Origin of the sequence: Methylovorus menthalis, assembly GCF_020523625.1 — a bacterium.
Lineage (GTDB): Bacteria > Pseudomonadota > Gammaproteobacteria > Burkholderiales > Methylophilaceae > Methylovorus > Methylovorus menthalis.
Map to the genome: position 1 here is coordinate 1,428,762 of NZ_JAJAQH010000006.1, position 23,932 is coordinate 1,452,693.

Annotated in this window: 23 protein-coding genes; 3 read left to right on the plus strand and 20 right to left on the minus strand. The window is 57.2% G+C overall.

Annotated elements, in window-relative coordinates; translation table 11 throughout:
* The first annotated feature begins 138 nt into the window (after positions 1 to 138).
* Positions 139 to 1,116 carry a helix-turn-helix domain-containing protein gene (locus tag LG204_RS12585; protein WP_230337598.1) on the plus strand — a complete coding sequence of 326 codons (978 nt, stop codon included), beginning with the start codon at positions 139 to 141 and terminating at the stop codon, positions 1,114 to 1,116.
* Positions 1,117 to 1,230: 114 nt separating this feature from the next.
* Here the strand turns inward: LG204_RS12585 and aroG are convergent, their stop codons facing one another.
* Positions 1,231 to 2,313: a 3-deoxy-7-phosphoheptulonate synthase AroG gene (gene aroG / locus LG204_RS12590; protein ID WP_230337599.1), complete on the minus strand. Its 1,083-nt coding sequence runs from the start codon at positions 2,311 to 2,313 to the stop codon at positions 1,231 to 1,233.
* A gap of 326 nt (positions 2,314 to 2,639) precedes the next feature.
* Here aroG and LG204_RS12595 point away from each other — a divergent pair, with 326 nt between their 5' ends.
* Positions 2,640 to 3,563: a J domain-containing protein gene (locus LG204_RS12595; RefSeq protein ID WP_230337600.1), complete on the plus strand. Its 924-nt coding sequence runs from the start codon at positions 2,640 to 2,642 to the stop codon at positions 3,561 to 3,563.
* On the opposite strand, the gene eutC is transcribed toward LG204_RS12595, so the two are convergent.
* From eutC to LG204_RS12675, 16 genes are all read right to left on the minus strand, one after another.
* Positions 3,564 to 4,379, minus strand: coding sequence for an ethanolamine ammonia-lyase subunit EutC (gene eutC / locus LG204_RS12600; protein WP_230337601.1), 816 nt, complete (start codon positions 4,377 to 4,379; stop codon positions 3,564 to 3,566).
* A 6-nt stretch (positions 4,380 to 4,385) separates the two neighbouring features.
* Complete coding sequence (locus LG204_RS12605) at positions 4,386 to 5,783, minus strand: ethanolamine ammonia-lyase subunit EutB (protein WP_230337602.1); 1,398 nt, start codon at positions 5,781 to 5,783, stop codon at positions 4,386 to 4,388.
* Between the two features lie 167 nt (positions 5,784 to 5,950).
* Positions 5,951 to 7,321, minus strand: a complete 1,371-nt coding sequence (gene eat, locus LG204_RS12610) for an ethanolamine permease (RefSeq protein WP_230337603.1) — start codon at positions 7,319 to 7,321, stop codon at positions 5,951 to 5,953.
* A gap of 71 nt (positions 7,322 to 7,392) precedes the next feature.
* Positions 7,393 to 8,274 (minus strand): TorF family putative porin, encoded by an 882-nt coding sequence (locus LG204_RS12615; protein ID WP_230337604.1) that lies wholly within the window; start codon positions 8,272 to 8,274, stop codon positions 7,393 to 7,395.
* Between the two features lie 127 nt (positions 8,275 to 8,401).
* Entirely contained in the window at positions 8,402 to 8,821 is a 420-nt protein-coding gene (locus LG204_RS12620) for an allophanate hydrolase-related protein (RefSeq protein ID WP_230337605.1), read from the minus strand.
* Entirely contained in the window at positions 8,818 to 10,206 is a 1,389-nt protein-coding gene (atzF, locus tag LG204_RS12625) for an allophanate hydrolase (RefSeq protein WP_230337606.1), read from the minus strand. The genes LG204_RS12620 and atzF overlap by 4 nt, the downstream gene beginning before the upstream one ends.
* Before the next feature lie 3 nt (positions 10,207 to 10,209).
* Positions 10,210 to 13,836 (minus strand): urea carboxylase, encoded by a 3,627-nt coding sequence (gene uca, locus LG204_RS12630; protein ID WP_230337607.1) that lies wholly within the window; start codon positions 13,834 to 13,836, stop codon positions 10,210 to 10,212.
* Positions 13,837 to 13,968: 132 nt separating this feature from the next.
* The gene (locus tag LG204_RS12635) at positions 13,969 to 14,643 is read right to left on the minus strand and encodes an urea amidolyase associated protein UAAP2 (protein WP_230337608.1); all 675 of its coding nucleotides are present in this window, start codon (positions 14,641 to 14,643) and stop codon (positions 13,969 to 13,971) included.
* A complete protein-coding gene (locus LG204_RS12640; protein WP_230337609.1) occupies positions 14,640 to 15,368 on the minus strand; it encodes an urea amidolyase associated protein UAAP1 in 729 nt (242 codons plus the stop codon). The genes LG204_RS12635 and LG204_RS12640 overlap by 4 nt, the downstream gene beginning before the upstream one ends.
* A 26-nt stretch (positions 15,369 to 15,394) precedes the next feature.
* Positions 15,395 to 15,868, minus strand: coding sequence for a nickel-responsive transcriptional regulator NikR (gene nikR / locus LG204_RS12645; RefSeq protein ID WP_230337610.1), 474 nt, complete (start codon positions 15,866 to 15,868; stop codon positions 15,395 to 15,397).
* Positions 15,869 to 15,965: 97 nt separating this feature from the next.
* Positions 15,966 to 17,330, minus strand: coding sequence for a type III glutamate--ammonia ligase (glnT, locus tag LG204_RS12650; protein ID WP_230337611.1), 1,365 nt, complete (start codon positions 17,328 to 17,330; stop codon positions 15,966 to 15,968).
* A gap of 63 nt (positions 17,331 to 17,393) precedes the next feature.
* Complete coding sequence (locus LG204_RS12655; protein WP_230337612.1) at positions 17,394 to 18,164, minus strand: creatininase family protein; 771 nt, start codon at positions 18,162 to 18,164, stop codon at positions 17,394 to 17,396.
* A gap of 3 nt (positions 18,165 to 18,167) precedes the next feature.
* Complete coding sequence (locus LG204_RS12660; protein WP_230337613.1) at positions 18,168 to 19,082, minus strand: ABC transporter ATP-binding protein; 915 nt, start codon at positions 19,080 to 19,082, stop codon at positions 18,168 to 18,170.
* 6 nt (positions 19,083 to 19,088) lie between these two features.
* Positions 19,089 to 20,051, minus strand: a complete 963-nt coding sequence (locus tag LG204_RS12665) for an ABC transporter permease (RefSeq protein WP_230337614.1) — start codon at positions 20,049 to 20,051, stop codon at positions 19,089 to 19,091.
* Positions 20,052 to 20,082: 31 nt separating this feature from the next.
* On the minus strand, positions 20,083 to 21,033 hold the full coding sequence (locus LG204_RS12670; protein ID WP_230337615.1) for an ABC transporter substrate-binding protein: 951 nt from the start codon (positions 21,031 to 21,033) through the stop codon (positions 20,083 to 20,085).
* Between the two features lie 322 nt (positions 21,034 to 21,355).
* Positions 21,356 to 21,946 carry an RcnB family protein gene (locus tag LG204_RS12675; protein WP_230337616.1) on the minus strand — a complete coding sequence of 197 codons (591 nt, stop codon included), beginning with the start codon at positions 21,944 to 21,946 and terminating at the stop codon, positions 21,356 to 21,358.
* A gap of 210 nt (positions 21,947 to 22,156) precedes the next feature.
* On the opposite strand from LG204_RS12675, the gene LG204_RS12680 reads away from it, so the two are divergent.
* Positions 22,157 to 22,300, plus strand: coding sequence for a hypothetical protein (locus tag LG204_RS12680; protein ID WP_230337617.1), 144 nt, complete (start codon positions 22,157 to 22,159; stop codon positions 22,298 to 22,300).
* A gap of 127 nt (positions 22,301 to 22,427) precedes the next feature.
* Here the strand turns inward: LG204_RS12680 and LG204_RS12685 are convergent, their stop codons facing one another.
* The 3 genes from LG204_RS12685 to LG204_RS12695 form a co-directional block, all read right to left on the minus strand.
* Positions 22,428 to 23,207 (minus strand): 3'-5' exonuclease, encoded by a 780-nt coding sequence (locus tag LG204_RS12685; RefSeq protein WP_230337618.1) that lies wholly within the window; start codon positions 23,205 to 23,207, stop codon positions 22,428 to 22,430.
* 100 nt (positions 23,208 to 23,307) lie between these two features.
* On the minus strand, positions 23,308 to 23,727 hold the full coding sequence (locus tag LG204_RS12690) for a YdbL family protein (protein ID WP_230337619.1): 420 nt from the start codon (positions 23,725 to 23,727) through the stop codon (positions 23,308 to 23,310).
* 10 nt (positions 23,728 to 23,737) lie between these two features.
* Entirely contained in the window at positions 23,738 to 23,932 is a 195-nt protein-coding gene (locus LG204_RS12695; protein ID WP_230337620.1) for a hypothetical protein, read from the minus strand.

Below are 23,932 nucleotides of genomic sequence, written 5' to 3' on the forward strand. Positions count from 1 at the left end.
AACATGCACCCGGCAGGTGCAGAATCACTTGTGCAAGCTGACAAATACCATGCAAACCAAAGCATTAACGCCATAGTGCGCATGGGCATGTTTTTTGCTGAAGTGTTCTTGATAACATCCATTCAGAACAGAGGCCGTATGCAAACTGCATCTCATACCGCACTGAGCACCATGACATCCAGCCTGATACAGCATCAACAGACCGGGGATTTTGAACATCAGGCCAGCTTGCTCAAGGGCTGGAACCAGGATTACCTGCAACTCTCTGCCGGGGCGTTTGAAGGCTATGTCTCGGAGCTTTACCTGCGCGACATGCATCTGTTTCTCGAGTACACCAATCAGGTGCTCTACCAGAGTGGTCATCTTGGCGACGATGTCATCGCGATTGGCGTCCCCCTGCAAAGACCGCATGGCATGTTCTGTGGCAGCACCTGCCAGCCTGCGGCCGTCCATCTATATTCCGGCAATCAGGGGTTTGAATATATCTCCGCCCAGGAAACCCTGGTGGGCGTGCTGACCATCAAGCGCGAAGTCCTGCTGGCGGCCCTGTGCCCCGATGAGCAGGCGCAGCTGATGAATGTGATCAAGCAGGCGCGCTTGCTTCCTGTAAGTGAAACTGCCTGGATCAAGCTGTGCACCTATCTTTCCGGCACCTTTGAACGTCTCGCCACCACCCCTGAGCTGGCCTACAGCAACGCCTTTCTCGAAAGCGTGCGCATGGCCGGGCTGGAGGTCATTGCCGACTGTCTGTTGCCAGCCGTGGAAGCCATTCATGTGCCGGGCGCAAAATCATGGAAGATGATCGCCGAAGTGCGCGAGCTGGTTAGCCAGCCGGATACGCAGGCGCTAACCGTGGCGGATTTGTGCCAGAAACTGGGCACTAGCCGCCGTAGCCTGCAATACCATTTCGAGCAGGCACTGGACATCAGCCCGATTGCCTTTTTACGCGCGGAACGCCTGAATGGCGTGCGCCGCATGCTGAAAACCGCCAACTCGGTGACCGAAGCCGCGACGCATTGGGGCTTCTGGCACTTCGGGCATTTTTCGCAAGAATACAAAAAGATGTTCGGCGAACTGCCATCAACCACCTTCCGTCGCCTGCATCCGCTTAACTAGTATTTCTTCCTAAAAACAAAGGCTTGATGTAGGGCACCCGCAGGTTGTCCATCATCAAGCCTTTTTTCTATCGCCAACCTCCGCCCATCCGGGTGCTCTTCGGGCGCTTATGACTTACTCGATTTCTTCCTGAAATTTGCGGCGGGCACGCACACCAGCGGCCAGCGTATCCAGCAAGGAAACCGTGTCATCCCATCCCAGGCAGGCATCGGTAATCGATTTTCCATACTCCAGCGTGCAGCCTGGGCTATGCTCTTGCCGCCCTTCGTTCAGGTGCGACTCCACCATCACGCCGATAATACGATCATCGCCACCCGCCAGTTGGCCAGCGACATCCAGCGCCACATCCAGCTGACGCCGGTATTGCTTGAGGCTATTGGCATGTGAACAATCGATCATCACCTTGGCAGCCAATCCGGCAGTCGCCAGCTCATGCGCCGCTGCTTCCACATAAGTCGCTTCGTAGTTGGGCTCCTTGCCGCCGCGCAGAATCACATGGCAGTCTTCATTACCGCTGGTCGAAACAATCGCGGAATGGCCTTCTTTGGTAACAGACAGAAAATGATGCGGGCTGGCGGCTGCCTTGATCGCATCAACTGCAATGCGGATATTGCCATCCGTGCCGTTCTTGAAACCTACCGGGCACGACAGGCCAGAGGCCAGCTCGCGATGTACCTGCGACTCGGTAGTGCGCGCACCAATAGCGCCCCAGCTCACCAGGTCGGCGGTGTATTGCGGCGTAATGGTATCCAGGAATTCGGTACCGGCAGGCATGCCCAGTTCATTGACTTCCAGCAGGAAGCGACGGGCGAGCTGCAGGCCTTCGTTGATGCGGAAACTGCCATCCAGGTAAGGGTCGTTGATCAGCCCTTTCCAGCCCACGGTGGTGCGTGGTTTCTCAAAATACACCCGCATGACGATCAGAAGATCGGCCGACAAGCGACTACGCTCTTGCAGCAGGCGCTTGGCATATTCGACGCCTGCATCGTAATCGTGGATGGAACACGGCCCGATGATCACCAGCAGGCGATCATCTGAGCTGTGCAGGATACGGTGAATGGCAGCGCGGGTTTCGAGGATATTGTCAGTCGTGGCACTCGTCGCCTGCCATTCATCCAGCAGGTCTGACGGTGGGCGCAACTCCTTGATTTCCTTGATACGGACATCATCGGTGGCAAATTTTTGACTAGGACTCATGAATTCTGCAATGCAGCGCAAGGCGCAAACGATGTGCTTGAAGTAAAACGGCTATTATAAGAGCTGTGCAAAAAAAAGTAGATTGATTATTTACACCCTGACGATTTACGCCGCAAATCAGCCGCAGAGGCCGATTCCGGGGCAATACAAGGGGCGGCATGATTTAAGTCATTAGTCATAAAGGATTATTGCACCAGCATGACGCTTTGATTATCATGCAACACGGCTTGGGAAGAGCCATCAAAACGATAAATCGGCATAGACCATGATCAGCACTGCCAGCGCGCCGCAAGCAATTGTCGGCCACATCAATACACATCGGGACAATGCGTAAGAAACTGCATACGCATTACGACAACCTCAAGGTCGCGCGCAACGCGCCACCCGAAGTGATTCGTGCGGCCTATAAAACCCTGTCGCAAAAGTACCATCCAGACCGTAATCCGGATAACGCCGAGGCTTCGCGCATCATGGCGCTGATCAACACCTCCTATGAAGTGCTGTCCGATCAGGAAAAACGCAAATCGCATGATGTGTGGATTGCCGAGCAGGAATTAGTAGTTCGCCGGTCTCCACCGCCTCCGCCACCCGAGCAGCCGAGAGCCAGCCGGACGGAGACCCGCACCGAGACCCCGCCTCCGAAATCGTCGAACGTTTTTGCGAGCCGTCTGCGCCAGAACTGGGCCGTGAAGCATCTTTTGCGATATGGCCTGCTTTACATCAGCAGCGCCGTCTTTATCTGGACATTCAGCAGCGACAAGCAGGCACCGGCGGTCACCATGCCCAAGCAGTATGTGGCCACCCCGCCCATGGAGCCGGAAGCCACTCTTGCTGCCAGCAAGCGCGACCCGTTTGCGCCCAATGGCGCGCCGTGGCCGCATAGTGCAGGTTATGTGGATGGCTACCCAAAATTACGCATGAAGGGTCTATCGACCGTTACCGTGGATAATCGTCAGAACGATGGAGATGTATTCGTGAAACTGGTCTATCTGGGTGATGATCAGGCGTTTCCGGTACGGCAGTTTTTCATTCCGGCCCGCGGGAAATTCACCCTGACCAAGGTCAACCCCGGCAATTACGATATCCGCTACCGCAACCTGCACAATGGCGCATTGGCAAGATCAGAAGCCTTCAAGCTGGAAGAATCGAGCACGACCGAGGGCATACAGTTCAGCAAGATCACCATGACGCTGTACAAGGTGGAAAACGGCAATATGCAGACCTACAACCTGACCGACGAAGAATTCTAATCAGGCAGTTTCCCCGGGCAAACGCGGTGCGGCCTGCACTTCGATTTCCACCGCATCACTCTCATCCTTCAGTGCCACCCCCGATAGCTTGAGCCGCATGGATTCCCGTGCCAGCCACAGCAATTTTCGGGCGGCAGCCGCATATATCAAGCCTTCTGGCCGCACATTCGAAATGCAGTTGCGATCAGCATCATTGCGGCCGGTACGGGGATCATAGGTCAGGTATACACCCAGGCTATCAGGCGAGCTCAGGCCGGGACGCTCGCCGATCAGCATGGCGACCATGCGGGCATTGAGCAACTCGCCTATGGTATCGGCAATAGCCACACGCGCCTGGCGGACCAACACCACCGGGCCTGTGCTCCAGTCTGGCGGAAAAATCGCCTTGATCTCAGCCAGCAAGCCCTGCACATGCCGCTCCACCGCCAGCGATGACAAGCCGTCACCGACCACGATGAGCAGGTCTATCGGGCTGGCGCTGCGCATGGCGAGCAGTTTTTCGCTATCGGCATCGCTGAGGCGGCGCCCGAGGTCTGGCCGTAGCAGATAGGTCGCGCGATCCGGTGCGCAGCTATTCACCTGCACGGTGTCGTAACCAAGCTCGGCAATCCCGGCAGCCAGCTGATCCATATCCAGTGCCAGATGCACGGCATCGCGCGCCATGGCATGCGACATGCCAAAGTCCAGCACTTCACGCGTGGGCAGGCTGCTGCCGACGCGCCCGAGGGCGATACGCGCGCGGGTAAAGCCTTTCAGCTGTTGCCATGGGTCATCGGCCAAGGCTTCTGACTTGAGAGGTTGCTCGTTTTCGTTCATGAGGAATTACGCCGCACTCAACAGATTCTTGGGCATGTTTTGCAACATGTGATGACCAATACGCACCGGCTGCACCAGACCCTGGGCATCCATGATGTTCATTTTCATCAGCCATTGCTCAAATTCCGGCGCAGGCTTCAGGCCCAGTACCTTGCGCAGATAGAGCGCATCATGGAACGAGGTAGTCTGGTAATTCAGCATGATGTCGTCCGCACCAGGGATACCCATGATAAAGGTGATGCCCGCCGCGCCCAGTAGCGTCATCAGGGTATCCATGTCGTCCTGGTCGGCCTCGGCATGGTTGGTGTAGCAGACATCGCAGCCTAGCGGCAGACCCAGCAGCTTGCCGCAAAAGTGATCTTCCAGTCCTGCACGGATAATCTGCTTGCCATCGTAAAGATATTCCGGGCCAATAAAGCCCACTACGGTATTGCTGAGCAAGGGCGAGAAGCGGCGTGCTACGGCATAGGCGCGCGCCTCCACCGTTTGCTGGTCCACGCCGAAATTGGCGTTTGCAGACAAGGCCGAGCCCTGCCCAGTTTCAAAATACATGACGTTATTGCCGACCGTGCCGCGCTTGAGCGCCAGTGCCGCGTCGTAAGCTTCCTGCAAAATGCCCAGATTGATGCCAAAACTCTGGTTGGCTTTTTCGGTACCGGCAATCGACTGGAACACCAGATCGACTGGCGCGCCTTTCTCCATCACCTGAATCTGGTTGGTGACGTGGGTGAGTACGCAGGATTGGGTGGGAATGCCATATTGATTGATGACTTCATCCACCAGGTAATACAGGTCCATCAGCGCCGGAATGCTATCGGTCGCCGGATTAATACCGATTACGGCATCGCCGGAGCCATACAGCAGACCATCCAGCATGGAGGCAGCAATGCCACGCGCATCGTCAGTAGGGTGATTGGGTTGCAGGCGCACCGACAGGCGGCCAGGCAAACCGATGGTATTGCGAAACGCCGTGGTCACATGGCACTTGCGCGCCACCAGAATCAAATCCTGATTGCGCATCAGCTTGCTGACAGCCGCCGCCATTTCCGGGGTGATACCGGGAGCCACACGCTTCAGCGTGGCACTATCGGCGATATCGGAGAGCAACCAGTCACGAAAACCGCCCACGGTGAGATGACTGATCTCGGCAAATGCCGTGGCGTCGTGCGTATCCATGATGAGGCGCGTCACCTCATCTTCTTCATAAGGCACGACCGCTTCCTGCAGGAACTGGCGCAAGGGAATATCGGCCAGGCACATGCGGGCGGCCATCCGTTCGGCATAAGTCTCCGCGGCCACACCAGCCAGATAATCGCCGGAGCGCGCTGGCGTCGCTTTGGCCAGCACATCTTTCAAATCGGTAAAGGTATAGTGGACTTGGCCTACGCTATGACTGTATTTCATGGCATGCATCCATAGGGTTGAGAGTGGCCGTACTTACTGCGGCGTTTGCTTTACGTCCGGCTATTGCCTGGCGCAGCATCTGCGGCCGGTCAGCACCGGAGGCCTTGAAGGCTCCCGATTGCTGACTCAAGTACGGCCTTTGTTACACACAATTCAAAACATTGAAACTAGACAACTGACCCTGCAATCACGTTATCCGCAGAGGCATCGCGATGATGCTGGGTTACGCTGTAGTAAACATAGGCCAGCGCCATCAGCACGACAAAGATAAAGGCCAGCAGCTGGTTATAGTAGATCATGGTCACCAGGCTGACGACTGCCAGACCCAGCGCAATTGCAGGGAACAATGGATAGGCAATCGCGGTGAACGGACGTTCCAGGTTAGGCTCTTTTTTACGCAAGGCAAAGAGGCTGATCATGGACATGATGTACATGACAATCGCGCCGAACACCGCCATGGTGATCAGGTTGGCAGTCAGCGTCATGCCGCCGAACTGGATCAGGTCATCACTGAAAATCGCGGCCACGCCCACCACACCACCAGCAATGATCGCACGGTGCGGGGTCTTGAACTTGGGATGCACTTCGCCGAAATACTTGGGCATGTAACCAGCACGGGCCAGGGCAAAAATCTGGCGGGAATAGCCCAGGATAATGCCGTGGAAAGAAGCCACCAGGCCGAACAGGCCAATCCACACCAGCATATGCAACCAGCCGCTGTTTTCACCGACGATCATCTTCATCGCCTGTGGCAATGGATCATTGATGTTGGACAGGGTACGCCAGTCACCAGCACCACCGGCAAATATCATCACGCCAATCGCCAGCGCTACCAGGGTCAGAATACCGGCAATGTAAGCCTTGGGAATGGTGCGCTTCGGGTCTTTGGCTTCTTCTGCTGCCATGGCAACGCCTTCAATCGCCAGGAAGAACCAGATCGCAAACGGAATCGCCGCCACAATGCCGGGGATCGCTGCCATGCTGAAGGTGCTCTCGCCGGACCAGCCGTTGGCCACGAAGTTGCTGAAAGAGAATCCAGGCGAAACCACGCCCATGAACACCAGCAATTCGATAATCGCCAGAATGGTCACGAACAGCTCAAAGGTCGCTGCAATGCGCACGCCAATGATGTTGAGACCAATAAAAATCACGTAGGCACCCGCCGCCATAAGCTTGGGGTCAACGCCCGGGAACTGCACATTGAGATAAGCGCCGATCGCCATGGCAATCGCCGGTGGCGCAAATACAAACTCCACCAGCGTGGCAAAGCCCGCAATAAAGGCCGCCTTGGAACCCAAGGCACGTCGCGCGTAGGCAAAAGGCCCACCTGCGTGTGGAATGGAAGTTGTCAGCTCGGTAAAGCTGAAAATAAACGTGGTATACATGATCGCGATGAGGATCGCGGTGACCAGAAAGCCCAGCGTACCGGCTTGCGCCCAGCCGTAGCTCCAGCCGAAATATTCACCTGAAATCACCAGGCCAACGGCCAGGCCCCACAGGTGCCATCCGTTCAAAGAGGATTTTAAAGAGGTGCTCATGACAGAACTCCGTATCGAAAATGGACGTAAAAAACCAATACGGCGGCCTCAGCCGCCGTATTGACCAGAAATTAGAATGCTCTGGAGATCGAAACGAAGAACTTATCTTTGGCGATATCCGACTTGGATACCGTGTTTTCCAGACTCAGGAAGTTCTTGTAGGCATCAGGTTCGTTGGTACCGGAGTAGAAAGCACCGACAGACCAGCCCTTGTCAAAGGTTTTGGTGACACCCGCCTTGTAGTAAGTGATGTCCAGACCGGTCGAGTTGTTGATCACTTGATGACCGACTTGACCTGACAGGTTCCAGGTTGGCACCACTTCATAGACAGCATCCAGCTCGTAGAAATACGAACCCTTGGTGCTACCAGTTACGCCTGCGCTGAGGTCGCCAGCAAAACCACCATTCACAGGAGAGTTGTTGGTATTCCAGCCCCAGTATTCAGTAGTAGTGATACCGGTCTTGAACGTCAGCCACTGATAAGTCAGAGAGCCGTAGATTTCCAATGTATTCAGGCGATTGGCCTTGGTGGTACCAGCTGGATAGATTGGTGGGTTGAAAGCAGAATCTTGCCAATCTGCACCCGGATAGATGTAGTAGATTGCACCAACATCGTAACCAACAGCTGTGCTAGGAATGGTGTTACGGAAACCAGCATAGATATCGGTTTCCAGATTGGCGCCTGGCAACCATTTGTCAGAAACATTGGAAGCAAAGAAACCAGCATACAAACCAGACTTGTGGTCTGCCTCAACGCTCAGCTGAGCAGCAGGCTTGCCCCAAGTTTGTGACTGACCACGGAAGATGTAATCACTGACAAAGCCAATGCTGCTTGGAAAGGTCCAATCTGACTCAGCAGCAGGTGCGGCAGCTTCATCAGCAGCAAAAACAGGCGCAGCAAAGCTAGCAGCAAACATCAGGGCAACAAGACTCTTTACAGGTGTATTCAACATCACAATCCCCTTATTTAATGAATGAATCGAGATAAAAAAACAAACGTCACAATCGCGTGTTGGGTTTGATAATCCTCCTTTAAAAAACATCGCACTATCCCATTTTGGCAAAATAGCCACACCAGCCTCAGACTGTCTCTTTTTTGCACAACCATGCGCGCCAGCCACCGCATGCCGAGATATCAATCGCGTTTTCGGTGGCATAGGCTTCGCATAAAAAACCCTGCACCTGGCTACCGTCTTCCAGCACCAGCGTGCCAAAGCCCAAGGGCGCAGGCACGCTGGCGACAAAGGCGCCGTAATTGGTGAGCGGCAGTTGCCAGACTTCCAGCGCAATCGCCGAGCCGCCCTCCGTCACCCGCAAAAGCCCAGGCCGCTCGGGCGTAAAGCCATTCAGCTTGAACAGCTTGTAATAGGGCGAGGTGCGGGTTTTCTCGACGAATTCGCCGCCCAGCGCCATCAGTTGCGGGTTAAGCGGCAGGCCGCTCATGTGGGCGCCGCATACGGCTACTTTGATCATGGCGGTATTCATGTTTTTTTCACTCATGCAGATAGCTCCTTGCGGGTAAAAGGGGTGGCGCCCAGCGTGCGGGCTGCGTCTTCCATACGGGCGGCAAGCTCCAGCAGGGCTTCGTCGTGGAAGGCAGGCGCACAAAGCGTGACGCCAAATGGCAGGCGGTTGGCCTGGAATCCCGTGGGTACGGCGATGGCCGACAGGTCCAGGAGATTCATGAAATTGGTGTAATAACCCAGATTGGAATTGGTTTGCACCGGGTCAGCCTCAACTTCGGCAATCGTGTAAATGGTGCCTGCCGTCGGGGTGACGATGATGTCCAAGTCGCCCCAAACCACGGCGGCCTTGCGTTGCAGGGCTTTGAGCTGATAGCCGAAGCTGTAGGCATCGGCCGCGCTGAAGCGTGTCGCGCCGCTGATGATCTTGTGCGTTACCGGGTATAGCGCTTCGGGTTTTGCTTCAATGAATTCACGGATCGCGGCATAGCGCTCGGCCACCCATGGCCCTTCGTAGAGCAGGCGGGCTGTTTGCAAAAATACGGTGAAATCAATCTCCACCGCTTCCCCGCCCAGCGCCATCAGTTTGGCGACGGCAGCATCAAACAAGGCTGGCGTTTCGGCATTGCCAAAAAACTGCAGCTGATCGGCACGTGGCACACCAAAGCGGAAGCCACGCTCGGGCAAGGGCTTGCCTGCCGTGAGTACCTCGCGCGAATACGGGTCTTGCTCATCAAAGCCCTGGGCGACTTCCAGCACAGCGGCGGCATCCTGCGCGGTCAGCGCAAAGATGGACACGCAATCCAGCGTGCGGCAGGCAGGCACCACGCCACGGGTGCTTAGCAGCCCGCAGCTGGGCTTGTGCCCCACCAGATTATTGAATGAGGCCGGTACGCGGCCTGAGCCTGCGGTATCCGTGCCCAGGCTGAAGCTCGCCAGGCCCAGTGCCACCGACACGGCCGAGCCTGAGCTGGAGCCACCGGAAATATAATCCGGGTCTATGCTGTTATGGCAGGCGCCATAGGGCGAGCGTACGCCCACGAGGCCCGTGGCAAACTGGTCAAGATTGGTTTTGCCCAAAGGAATCGCCCCGGCATCTATCAGCCGCTGCACCACGGTGGCGTGCTGCGCAGGGGTGTAGGCATAGTCCGGGCAGGCGGCGGTAGTCGGCACGCCCGCGAGATCAATATTGTCCTTGATGGCAAACGGAATGCCATACAGCGGCAGGCTGGCAGGGTCGCGCCCTTCCAGCGCCTCGGCGTAAGACAACAGTTGCGCCAGTGGCAGGCGATGGATCCAGATGCGGTGCGGGTCTTCCGTGCCCATGCTGGCATCCAGCTGCCGCAGCAGTTGCGAGGGCGTGAGGCTGCCTGTGCGGTATTGCTCGCGCAGGCTGGTGATTTGCAGATCAAGTGTGGTCATGATTTATTCCGATGCAATGGCAATGAGGGTCTGGCCAGCGCTGACTGGCTTGCCCGGCTGGCACAACACATGGCTGATGGTTCCGGCTGAGGGGGCGACCACGGCGATTTCCATTTTCATGGATTCAATAATCACCAGCGTATCGCCCGCCGCGACCGTATCGCCCACAGTCACCGCCACTTGCCACAGATTGCCGGCCACATGGGCGGCCACAGCACGGCAGTCGGCGGGCAGCGCGTCTTCCGCCACCGTGCTCGCTGCCGACTCATCATTGCTGTAATTGGCCTGGCCGTTGGCAATCCAGCGCTCGCGCTCGGCATCAAACGCCGCTTGCTGGCGCTCCTTGAACGCGACCATGGTGGCGGCTTCAGCGGCAATCAGCGCGTTGTAATCCTTGAGGCGGAACACCTGCTCTTCCACCTTGAGCTTGAATTTGCCACGCGGGAAATCCTCGCGGATTTGCAGCAGCTCTTCCGCGCTGACCGGGTAAAAGCGGATCTGGTCAAAAAAGCGCAGCAGCCAGGGCTTGCCCTGCGGGAAATCGGCCGTGGCACGCCAGCGATTCCACATCTGCAAGGTGCGGCCGACAAACTGGTAACCGCCGGGGCCTTCCATGCCATACACGCACATATAGGCGCCGCCGATACCCACGGCATTTTCCGGCGTCCAGGTGCGGGCAGGGTTGTATTTGGTGGTCACCAGACGGTGGCGCGGGTCCACCGGCGTGGCGACGGGCGCGCCCAGATACACATCGCCCAGACCCAAGGTGAGATAGCTAGCCTCGAACACGATGCGCTTGACGTCCTCAATGCTATCGAGACCGTTGATGCGGCGGATGAACTCGATATTGCTGCCATGGCCAGAGGCCACATCGCACCACGGCGCATCCTTGCGCACCGATTGCATGTACTTTTCCACGGCGAGCTGGGTGGCGGCATCGTCCCAGGACAACGGCAGGTGCACGATGCGGGTCGGCACTTCCATTTCGTCGATGGCGGGCAGTTGCGTTTCCAGGGTTTGCAAGGTGATCAGCAACTGCTCCACCGGCAGGCGCAGGCTGTCGTAATGCACCTGCAGCGAACGTATGCCGGGCGTGAGATCAATGATGCCAGGCACCCTGGCCTGCTCCAGCGCCTGCATGAGGGCATGCACGCGGAAGCGCAGGTTGAGGTCCAGCACCAGCGGGCCATATTCCACCAGCAGGTATTTGTCACCGGCTTGGCGGTATACCACGGCGACACGTTCTGCCGTCTCAGGCAACGTCGCCAGAATGGGGGTTGTGGTGTGGGCGAGATCGGGGGCGGGCAAGGCCAGCGGCGCACTGGCGGTCGCCAGATCTGCCAGCATGGTGTTTTGGGCGATTTCCAGAGTGCGCGCCTGGGCCTGGCTCAGGCGCACAAAGCGCACCTTGTCGCCCGCTTTCAATTGGCCCATTTTCCATAGCTCGGCCTGCACAATAGTGGCCGGGCAGACAAAGCCGCCCAGGCTGGGGCCATCCGGCCCCAGGATCACCGGCATGTCGCCGGTAAAGTCCACACTGCCAATGGCATAAGCGTTGTCGTGAATGTTGGAGGGGTGCAGGCCCGCCTCGCCGCCATCCTGCCGGGCCCATTGCGGCTTGGGGCCAATCAGGCGGATGCCGGTGGTGTTGGAGTTGTAATGTACTTCCCAGTCGGTGGAGAAGAACATGGCAATATCGTCGTCGGTAAAGAAATCCGGCGCGCCATGCGGGCCATAGAGCACGCCTATCTGCCACTCATGCGTGTATTGCGGACGCAGGGCGGGCGGGATCACCGTCACCGCGGTTTCCGCCGCAGACAGCTTGCCCAGATGCAGCACATCGCCCACGCGCAAGGCGCGGCCGCCATGGCCACCAAACTGGCCCAGGGTAAAGGTGGATTTGCTGCCCAGATAATCCGGCACATCAAAGCCACCCTGCACTGCCAGATAAGCGCGGCAGCCCAGGTCGCCCAACTTGCCGATGACGAGCGTGCTGCCTGCCTTGACGGCATACGCCTGCCACATGGCGAGCGGCTCGCCATCCAGTGTCAATGCCAGCGCGGGGCCAGTCACGGCAATCACGGTATCTGTATTGAATTTCAGCGTGGGGCCAATCAGGGTGATTTCCAGGCCCGCCATGCCTTCGGCGTTGCCCACCAGACGATTAGCAAAGCGGAACGCCAGATGGTCCATGGGGCCGGAAGGCGGCACGCCGATATTCCAGTAGCCAGTGCGGCCGGGGTAATCCTGTATGGTGCTCATGACGCCGCCATCCAGCACATCCAGCGTGTGCGGACGATAAACAAAGCTGTTCAGGTAGCGCGTGGTCTGTTGCCCTGCCGGGAATACGCTATCGGCCAGCACCTGGCGCAGGTACGCGAGGTTGGTTTCAATCCCGGCGAGACGGGTATCGTGCAGCGCGCTCTTCATGGCACCTACTGCAGCCACGCGGTCGCTGGCATGCACCAGCACCTTGGCCAGCAAGGGGTCGTAATACGGCGAAACCTCGCTGCCCTGCTCCACCCAGGCATCCACCCGCACATCGGATGGGAACACGACCTCGGTCAGCACGCCCGAGCTGGGCTGGAACTGCTTGTTGGCATCTTCGGCATACACGCGCACCTGAATGGCATGGCCCTTTGGCTGATGTTGATATGCCGCGATAAAGTCGCGCTCGCCTGCGGCCAGGCGGATCATCCAGCCCACCAGGTCCACGCCGCTCACCAGTTCGGTCACCCCATGCTCCACTTGCAGCCGGGTGTTGACCTCCAGAAAGTAAAAATCGCCGCTGGCATTGTCGTAAACAAATTCCACCGTACCCGCCGAGCGATAGCCAATGGCACTGGCCAGGCGCACGGCAGTCTCGGCCAGCTGCTGACGTATTGCCTCGCTGATATTGGGCGCCGGGGTTTCTTCTATCACCTTCTGGTTGCGGCGCTGCACCGAGCAATCGCGCTCGCCCAGAGCCACAACATACCCTTCACCATCGCCAAAAATCTGCACTTCGATATGGCGGGCGGCTTCGACGTATTTTTCCAGATAAAGGCCGGATTCCTTGAAATTGGCGCGCGACAAGCGCTGCACCGAGGCAAAGGCTTCGGCCAGCTCCTCTTCGCCCCAGATCAGGCGCATGCCGATGCCACCGCCGCCCGCCGTGCTCTTCAGCATCACCGGGTAGCCAATACGCGCTGCGTGTGTGCGGGCTTCGGCGACATCCGCCAGCAAACCGGTGCCCGGCAACAGCGGCACGCCATTGGCCTCGGCCAGCGCGCGGGCGGTGTGCTTGAGACCAAAGTCACGCATCTGTTGGGGAGTGGGGCCGATAAAGGCAATGCCTGCGGCTTCGCAGGCTTCGGCAAAACCCGGGTTTTCAGACAGAAAGCCATAGCCCGGATGGATGGCTTGCGCACCAGTCTGGTGCGCGGCTTGCAGGATAGCGGGGATATTCAGGTAACTCTCGGCGGCGGGGGCCGGACCAACACATACCGCCTCATCCGCTTCCAGCACATGGCGGGCACCGGCATCAGCTTCAGAGTAGACGGCTACAGAGCGGACACCAAGTTGCTTGAGCGTGCGGATAATGCGGCAAGCGATCTCACCGCGGTTGGCAATAAGCACTTTATGAAACATGACTAACCTTGTGCGGGCCGTCCCGCTGGGTATAGATCTCACCGGGCCGTCCCGGTGAGCGGTTGATTCAGTCGGCTGTGACTAACTGACCATGGTTATCTATCTATTCCCTAGCATGTTGCATGCCAGATTTTATGCCGCGGCCTGGACGGCATCCCACACCAGCAGGCGAACCGGCGTCGGGTTATAGGCGTTGCAGGGGTTATTCAGTTGTGGGCAGTTGGAGATCAGCACCACGACGTCCATTTCGGCGCGCATTTCCACGTATTTGCCAGCCCCGGAAATACCGTCATCAAACTTGAGATGGCCATCGGCGGTGACCGGCACATTCATGAAAAAATTGATGTTGGCGGTGATGTCGCGCTTGCTCATGTGGCGATGCGTGGCACAGCCGCAATGGTTGAGCGCATGCATGAAACTGTCGCGGCAGCTATGCATGGGGCGCTTTTCCAGGGCATAGCGCACGGTGTTGCTCTCGGCGGCACAGGCCCCGCCCAAGGTATCGTGGCGGCCGCAGGTGTCAGCGGTGATGGTCAGCATGGGCCGACCTTCATTCGAATACAGCACGGAGCCGGTGGTGAGGTACAGCTGGCGCTGGCGGGCAATGGTATCGACCGCGCTGTAGCGCTCTTCGGCATCAGCGGCGCTGTAAAAAAGGGTATCCACGGCCTGATTGCCTTCCAGGTCCAGAATGCGGAATATCTGGCCTTTCTTCACTTCGGCCATCCAGGGGTCCCCGGCATCGCACACCTGGTCCAGCACGGCGTTGCGCGGATCCAATGGGCTTTCGGTCAGCATCTGGCTCATAGGTAGTACCTTTCCGTATTGATAAAGCCGCGGGCGTTTTGCTCGCATTGCGTACGGCACACATCATCGGGCGCGGCGGCCCCGGCATACCAGGCAGAGAGCTTCACGGCCGCCGGTTTGTAGTCGGTCGCGGTATCCAGCGGATGCGGCGCGGCAGATAGCACCAGCAGCACGTTCATGTCGAAGCGCACATCCACATAATCGCCCGCCTTGCTATGGTCGGCGACAAAGCTCAGCGCACCGTTGTCATCCGGCACCGCCTTGCTGAAAAAATTGACGTTGGCGACCAGATCACGCTTGCCCAGACCGTATTTCGCCAGCTCCACCAGCAGGCCATCCTTGCCGCTGCGGTGCATGGCATTGCGATGGGTCTGGAAGGTCGCCTTGCCATATTGGGCTTCGATCATGTCGGCATCGGTCACGCCGCAGAAGGTATCGTGCCAGCCCACACTATCGCCGATGATGGAGCACATGACGCGGCCCATGTCGGAATAGCAGACATTGCCGGTAGTCAGGTAAGCCGTATGCTGTGCCTTCAGCGAATCCGGCATGTTGTAGCGTTCCAGCTTGTCTTCCGGGTTGTAAAACAGCGCGGCCAGGTTGGCCTCGCCCTCGAGATCAGTGATACGCAGCGCAGTGCCACGGCGTATCAGGCCTGACCAGTGATTGCCGCCGGGGATGATTTCTTCCCACAGCACGGCCGCAGATTCAAATACAGCGCTCATGCTTTTGTCCTTGTCTCTTTTCCCGTTTATTGCCCTGCCCTGCGGGCCTTGGGCGTCATCGGGTGTAACGGCGGGATGACCGCCCCCATCAGTTGCAGCTTGCCGGTAATCACGCCACGCAGCGCGATGATTTCATTCGCCACGGCCTGCACGGTGAGTGCCGGGCCTTGTACCAGAATCACTTCCATAGTCTGGTTATCGGCCAGATGCACGTGCAGCGAGCTGATCACTTCATCCAGGTGCTGATACTGCAAATCCGCAATGGTTTTTTGCAGGCCACGGGTGCCATTGTTGTAAAGAATGGTGATAGTACCCACCATCACCTCATTGCCTTTTTCACGCTTATGCTCGGCCAGATGCTGGCGCAGCATGTCGTTGATGGCTTGCGAACGGCTTTCGAACCCACGCTCAATCACCATGGAATCAAGCTCCGCATGCAGCTCATCCGGCAAGGAGATACTGATGCGATTTACCGGTGTCTTTTTGTTTTTCTCGTTCATGTTTCCTCCTGTGTGACTTGCCGGTTTTGGCGCGACTAAAGGCGCCATCATGGCAGACCGGAGCAGGCCTTGCAGCCTGCCCCGTCAACACCTTGGCTTAGAACATGTAGCTGTAACGATCAATTTCCCACTGGCTGACGGTCAGGTGGTAGGTTTCCCATTCCTGGCTCTTGTAGGTGACAAACTCATCACGCAACTCCTTGCCCAGGGTTTTTTCTACCAGCGGATCGGCAGCGAATGCCTCAACCGCTTCCTGCAGGGTTTGCGGCAGGAATTGAATGCCACGGCCCATGCGCTCTTCTTCACTGATGGCGTACAGGTTGTCTTCGTTCGGTGCACCTGGGTCCAGCTGCTCGCGTATGCCTTCCAGGCCAGCGGCCAATGCCAGCGTCGCGGCCAGATACGGGTTCACGGCACCATCCGCATTGCGGGATTCACAACGGCCACCGCCCATGGGCACGCGTACCGAGTTGGTACGGTTATTGGAGCCGTAGGAGTTGAATACCGGCGCCCAGCTGAAGTAGCTCATGGCACCACGACGCACCAGGCGCTTGTAGCTGTTGACCGTAGGGGCAAAAGCCGCGCACAGGGCCGGGCCGTGCTTGAGGATACCGGCAATGAACTGGTAGCCCAGCGTGGTCAGGCCCAGGCCGCGTGGATCATCCTTGGGGTCGCAGGCAAACAGGTTCTTGCCGGTCTTGAGGTCGTACAGCGACATGTTGAAGTGCGCGCCGGTACCGGTCTTGTCGGCAAACGGCTTGGGCATCATGGTCGCCAGCAGGCCCTCTTCCTTGGCATAGTGCTTGGCCATGTAACGGAAGAAGGTGAAGCGGTCGCACATGGTCAGCGCATCGCTGTAGTTGAAGTCAAACTCGAACTGGCTGTTGCCATCTTCGTGGTCAAACGAATACAGGTCCCAGCCGAGGTCGTTGATGGCAGTCGCCATCTTGTCCAGCCAGCCGAAGTTATCCATAAAGCCACGCACGTCGTAGCAAGGCTTGGTCAGCTTGTCGTCGGGGTTAGGGATAGCCAGCTTGCCATCGGCTTCCTGCTTCAGCAGGTAAATTTCGCACTCAATCCCCAGGTTCATGCCAAAGCCCATTTCAGCGGCCTGTGCCAGCACGTTTTTCAGTGCCACGCGGGTGTTCAGTGCATAAGGCTGACCTTGAAAACCATTGTCCGCCGGCATCCAGGCGACTTTTGGTTCCCATGGCAAGGGAATGATATGGTCAAGATCAGGAATGGAGGTCAGTTCGTCATCGCTAGGTGCCTGACCCAGGCCATCCAGCGCATAGCCGGTATAACGCTCGGAGCCAGCGGCCATTTGTGGCAAGTGATCAATCGGCACTACCTTGGCTTTGGGCACACCGTGGATATCCACGTAAGCGCCTATGCAATACTTGACGCCTTTGGCTTTCAGGTCATTCTGGATACTTGCAATTTCTGCAGTCGACTTCGACATATACATACCTTTCAAATCAATTGGGTTAGGGTGCTGCGGTTTTGCTGTGCCGGGCCTGACGTCTCAGGCAGCGACATGGCTGAAATAGGAATGGGGAAGCGGTGGCTGTTCGGCCTGACCGCGGCGTATCAATTCGGATAAATCCTCGACCATCCAGGCAAACCATTCCGCGCCTTTTTCGGCGCTGGAAATACTGGGCTGGCCGGTCACGCCATTCAGGCTGGTGCGATTCACCGGGTGGGCAAATACCAGCTCATCGGTGCGATCCGGGTCATCGGCCAGCGTGAGCTTGTCGGTGCGCACGATGTGCGGGGCTTTTTCCAGCATGAGCGAGGTTTCGGCATCGTTGGCGTGCCAGTCATCGCCATCGGCATGGTGGAACTGCTTGACGCGCGGGCTCATGGTGGCGGTATTGATCACGGCCACCATCATGTCGTCGTGCTCGCTGCGCAGCATTTCCAGCGCGCAGCGCAGGGGCGCGGCATTGGTGACATGGCTGTTGATGATGAACAGGCGGCGCACGCCGCTGTGGTAAGCCCAGTCGCCGATCTCCTTCACCAGATTGATCAGGGTGATGGGGCTCAAGGCGATGGTGCCGGGCCAGCGGCGGCTATGTCCTACCGAGCAGCCGTAAGGCATGGTCGGCAGCATGGGCACGCCGGTGGTTTCCGCCACTTCGCGGCAAAGAATATCGGCCAGGATGTAATCCATGCCACAGCCCATGTGCGGGCCGTGCTGTTCGGTTGCACCTATCGGCAGCATGGCGGTGCCGCTGGCCGCAGCCAGCTTGGCGGGGAGTTCATCCCAAGTTGTTTCAGACCATTGCATCGTCATTTCTTACTCCACGTTATCGGCAACATTGACGAAGCGAATCATGCGGCTAGGCACGGAGACGGCGTCTTCATCCACGGGTTCAGTTGGCGGATGGATCAGCTCTTCCAGCCGCGCCTTGGTGGCAATGAATTCGGGGGTGAACAATTGATCGGGGCTACGCGGACGTGGCACCGATACCTCAATCAGCTCCTGCACTTCACCCGGATGCGCTTTCAGCACCAGAATGCGGTCTGCCAGCAGGATGGCTTCATCCAGATCGTGCGTGATGAACAGGATGGTGATGTCGATGTTGCGCCAGATCTCCAGCAGATGCGTTTGCATCTTGCAGCGGGTCTGCGCATCCAGCGCGCCAAACGGTTCATCCATCAGCAGAATGCGCGGCTGGTTGACCAGGGCACGGGCAATCGCCACACGTTGTTTCATGCCGCCGGAAAGCTCATGCGGATAGGCATTGGCAAATTTTTCCAGGCCCACCAGTTCCAGCCACAGCGCGACTTCACGCGAGGCTTCTTCGGAAGGCATGCCATTCATTTCCAGGCCGAACATCACGTTCTTCTTCACGCTGAGCCATGGGAACAAGGTATAGCCCTGAAACACCATGCCGCGATCACGGCCGGGGCCGGTGACCGGCTTGCCATCCAGCAGCACTTCGCCACTGGTGTAACTCTCCAGGCCAGCCAGGGTGCGAATCAGGGTGGACTTGCCACAACCGGAAGGCCCGATGACGCAGACAAACTCGCGGCGGTGCGTCTTGAAGCTGACATCCTTCAGCGCCGTGGTTTCGCCCTTGGCGCCGTGATACACCTTGGTGAGGTTTTTCACCTCCAGGATCACTTCGCGCTGCTTCAGCTTGTCGAAGCGCGCCTTGACGGCTTCTGACTGGGTCAGGTAACTGATTTGATCTGTATTTGCTTGCATGACGGCCTACTCCTTGTTCGCCGGTTTATCCCAAGGGAAAAGACGCTTGCCCAGGCGGGCCAGCACCATATCCGTCCCGAGACCGATAATGCCGATAATGAGAATCGCGGCGTACACGTTTTCAAAGTGCTCATAGCGTGCCTGCTGCGTAATGAACCAGGTGATGCCGGACGAGGTGCCGATCAGTTCGGCCACAATCAGGTAGGTCCAGGCCCAGCCCAGCAGAATGCGCTGATCGCGATACAACTCGGGCAGCACGCCCGGGATCACGACATGGCGCAGCAGTTTCCAGCGGCTGGTGCCCAGGGTCATGGCGGCCTCCAGCAGCGAATAATCCAGTTTGCGCGTGGTGTTGCTGATGATCAGCACCTGTTGAAAGAAGGTACCAATCACGATGATGGCAATCTTGGGGCCGTCGTATATCCCCAGGACCGCCACCGCCAGGGCACCGAACGCCGGCGCTGGCAGATAACGGAAAAACTCGATAAACGGTTCAAACAAACGCGATACCGCGCTATAGGTGCCCGACAGGATGCCGAGCGGCACCCCAACCAGCGATGAGATGACAAAGCCCCAGAAAATCACCTGTATGCTTTGCCACAGGCTTTGGTGCAACCACAGGCCGTCGCGTTGCACCGGTGGCGTGGTGAAAGCGGTATACAAGGCTTCCACCACTTTGTGCGGAGGCGGCAGGTATATGGGGTTGGAAGGCTCGCCGAGCGGCAGTTGCTTGCCCTCCTCCTGCATGGTGGCCGTTTCTTCCTCGAAGGTCACTTTGTTGACCAGCATGTCGACCTGGAAATACTCCACGTCGCCCGGCGAAGTCACCTTCACCATGGGATGCCAGATGAAGGGCACATAGCTGACCAGCGCCCATACCAGCAAAGGCAGTAGAAACGATGCAATTGCCAGGATTTTGCGACGCTCTGGCGTCAACTCCTGCCGCACTGCAAACCAATTGGAACCCATAACCTTCTCCCTGCGCCTGATAACGGATGACTTACTTGCTGACCAGCGTAGGATCAATCGCCTTGTTCAGGTCTTGCGGCTTCTTGTAGATGGCGTTTTTGACGTTGAAGTCATCCACGATCTTGGAAGAACCGTACAGCGACTTGAAGCCATCGGCTTTCACCATGATGGCCTTGCCTTCGTCCAGGGTGAGCAGACGGGTACCTTTCAGCAATGGCAGGTAGGCTTCTGGTTTGATGCCCACGCGAGCAGCCATGATCTTCACGGCATCGGGTTGGGTTTTAGGGTCATTGATGTAATCCACCACCTTGGCCCAGACCTTGACTACTTTTTCCCAATCGGCACGGCGGCTGGACAGGCTAGCAGGGCTAACGGTCAATACGTCGTAGATCAGGCCGGGTTCATCGGCAGAGGTGTAGATAGGCTTGGCACCAGGGACGCGCTTCATCGCTTCACCAGAGTTGGGCTGCCATGCACCAATCGCAGCCAGGTCACCGGAGGCCAGTGCTTGCGGGGTTTCGTTGGTCGGCGTATTGACCAGGGTCACGTCGCTTTCCTTGAGGCCCGCTTTTTGTAAGCCATTCAGCAACAGCAGGTGCTCGACTAGGCCGAGCTCCAGGCCGACTTTCTTGCCCTTCAGGTCTTTCAGGCTCTTGATGCCAGGTTTGCCGACAATCATGTCGTTGCCATTGGAATAGTCAGTGACGATGATCATGACATTTTTGGCACCACCCGCGGCGGTTACCAGAGCATCGCCATTGGTCACGGTCACGGCATCGATCTTGCCTGCGCTGAAGGCGTTCATGGAAGCGGAGTAATCGAACCAGTCGAACTTCACATCCACGCCAGCTTCCTTGAACCAGCCTTTTTCGATGGCGACTTGCCACGCCACCCAGCCCGGCCAGTCGCTATAACCAATCTTGAGCGGTGCAGCGGCTTCGGCCGCCATGGTAAAACAGAAACCGGCGGCTAATACCGCCATGCGTGCAATGTTTTTAATGCCTGAAGATGGTAAAAGTGATATCACAATGGCTCTCCTGGTTAGTATTACGAAAATGAATTTCAGTAATACCAAAGCAACCGTTATGCCACCCATCACGCAAACTTAAAAAATATTTACATGCTTATGTTTTTATTTGATTTTTACCAGAATTATGCTTAATCCCATACCAAATTCATCACGAGGCTAATAGCACCATGGACGTGCAAAAATAGCGCACATGCACCATGTTTGATGCATGCAAAAAAGAAAAAGCCCCGGAGTGATCCGGGGCTTTTTGCGATGACACGTCTCTGTAAAAAACTTACATGTGACTCAAGTCGTCAATGGCATCCACCACCATGCCAGTGCCAACCGCAATCAACAGGATATCTGCGGCAACACGCACGTATTTATACCCAGCAGGTGGCGCGCCGAGGTCAATAATGATGCGCGGCGGCAAGTCGTAATACACCACCTCCCGTGGCAATGGATAGCCTTTGCGCCATTTGCGGGCCTGGCCGGGTGGCATGCAGCCGTTATGTTTCTTCGCCAGTCCCGGTGGGCAATTGCCGCGGCGGAATTGTTCGCCATAGTAATCATGCACGATCGTACGTTGCTGATCGCCAAAATACATGCCCACACGGACATCGCCGCCGTGGTGATCTCGGTCGCCACCGCGGTCACCGCCTTTGTACGCGCTACGGTCACCACCTCGATCGCCGCCGTCGGGGCGACTGCCCGGGCCGTCATTATCACGTCCACCACGGTCCGGGCCGCCATGTTGCTGACCTTGCCCATTACCATTGCCGTGGCCTGCACCATCAGGCTTGCCAGCAAAGGCGGGGGCAGAGAGTGCCAGCCCGCCCATCAGACACAGGCATGCCGCCAGATTCGCTAATTTATTGTTTTGCATTGTGCTCTCCATGGATATCAAACCCCGATCTTCTTGGAATAATTTCTTGATCCGCTTGTTATATTCACCACGCCTTTGCGGTCAGGCGTTGCTTCCTGCATTCCTACATGAGAATCAGCTTATGTCGGATATGGACCAGACGCCAGCCGTTTTAATCTTCCATCAACGCATTTTTACTTTATTTAACTTGTTGAACCGGGAGAATTCATCATGGAAAAGTTTGTTCATCTACTTCTCGCTTTTTTACTTTTCGGCCCAGTGGTGAGCGGAATCGCGTCGGGGGAAATGAATATTCAGAATCTGGAGATGCCTCGTTATACGGCCACCCAGCAACAAGCAGACGGCAATAACTAAGTGGCATGTCAGCGGGTTTGCCTGGGGGCCTCCAAGTGGCATTAATCACCCATTAGCCCGCTGATCTGAATAGCTGATCAATATCCGCATTGCACCTTTCAAACATACGGCATCCCGCGGAACAACGTTACTCCTGTGCCCACGCCGCCAGAAACTCTTTCCAGTGCGGGCCTTCGCTAGCCTCAAGAGTTTGACGTACCAGCGCGATCTCGCTGGCATAAGACTCAGGATTAAGATGGCCGCGCATGAGCTGAAAGCGCAGATAAACCAGATAGGTATTGGCGACATCGGTCTCGCAATAATTGCGTATGGCCTCAATCTCGCCACGGCAATACGCATCCCACACTTTGGAGCCATCCATGCCCAGCTTGCCGGGAAAACCGCATAGCTGGGCGATTTGATCCAGCGGGGCATTGGCGCGGGCCTGATAAAGTGCCATCAAATCCATCAAATCCAGATGCCGCGTATGGTAGCGGCTGATGTAATTGTTCCACTTGAAGTCGCGATCATCCTCGCCCATATCCCAATAGCAGCTCGCCTGCACGCCATGCATCAAGCCGCGATAGTGCAATACCGGCAAGTCAAAACCGCCGCCATTCCAGGACACCACATTCGGTTTGTATTTCTCAATGCCGTCAAAAAACCGCTGGATGATTTCGCGCTCGGGCGCGTCCACAGAACCCAGGGTCCACACACGAAAGCTATCCCCTTCGCGCATGGCGCATGAAATCGCCACCACACGATGCTGTTGCAATGGCAAAAACTCGCTGCCGTTTTGCTGGCGGCGCTGATGAAAGGCAATGCGCGCTACATCTTCGGCGGAGGTTTCTGGCGGCAGATCATACAAACGGCGCAGGCCGTCTACATCGGGGATGGTTTCAATATCAAACACAAGGGTCGGGGTCATGGTGTCACTCGGTGAATATCTGGTGATAAAGCACGGTCAGGCGCGCTGGGTTATATAAAGCGTGTGCCAGGTGGGGCAATCAGGTCAGCGATCCGCGAGCTTACTTCTTGACCCAGCCACTGCCATCCTGCACCCACCAGCCGCCCTGCGCCTTATCGGCCCAGCGCTTGGCGAAGGTTGCGCGGATTTCCGGCTCCCATTCGGGATGCTGGTTGCCATTGGCAATCTCGGCGTAGAGCGCGTTGCGGTCCTTGTTTTCGGCCGCTACTAGGTTATTCAGGGCCTGACGCTGCGCCAGCGGTACTGCTGCGGCATCACGCACCGCCACCAGACCATCGCGCGAAAATCCGACCGCACCACTGCTGTAAAATGGCGCCAGCTGGGCATGGCGCGACTGCATGCTGCCCTTGATGGCGCTGATGGCTGGCGTATTGATTTCAATATCCGCCGCGGCATGTGCTGCGCTCAACGAGAGCAACATGCTCATCATGAGGCTGAAGACAATAATGATATTTTTCATATGGAATCCTTTATGGCGCGGGTTGAACCGCAGGGGTTTCGCCAGCCGGGGCAGCAGGCGCCGCTTTTTTATCCTGCAATTGCCAGACATCATCAATGATGCGATCGGCGGCTTTTTCAGCCGCGGCAGCCGGGAAATAAATATTGATGGTAACGCAGGCCGGTAGCAGCAATGCGGCGGGCAATGCCCAGTAAAAATGTTTCAT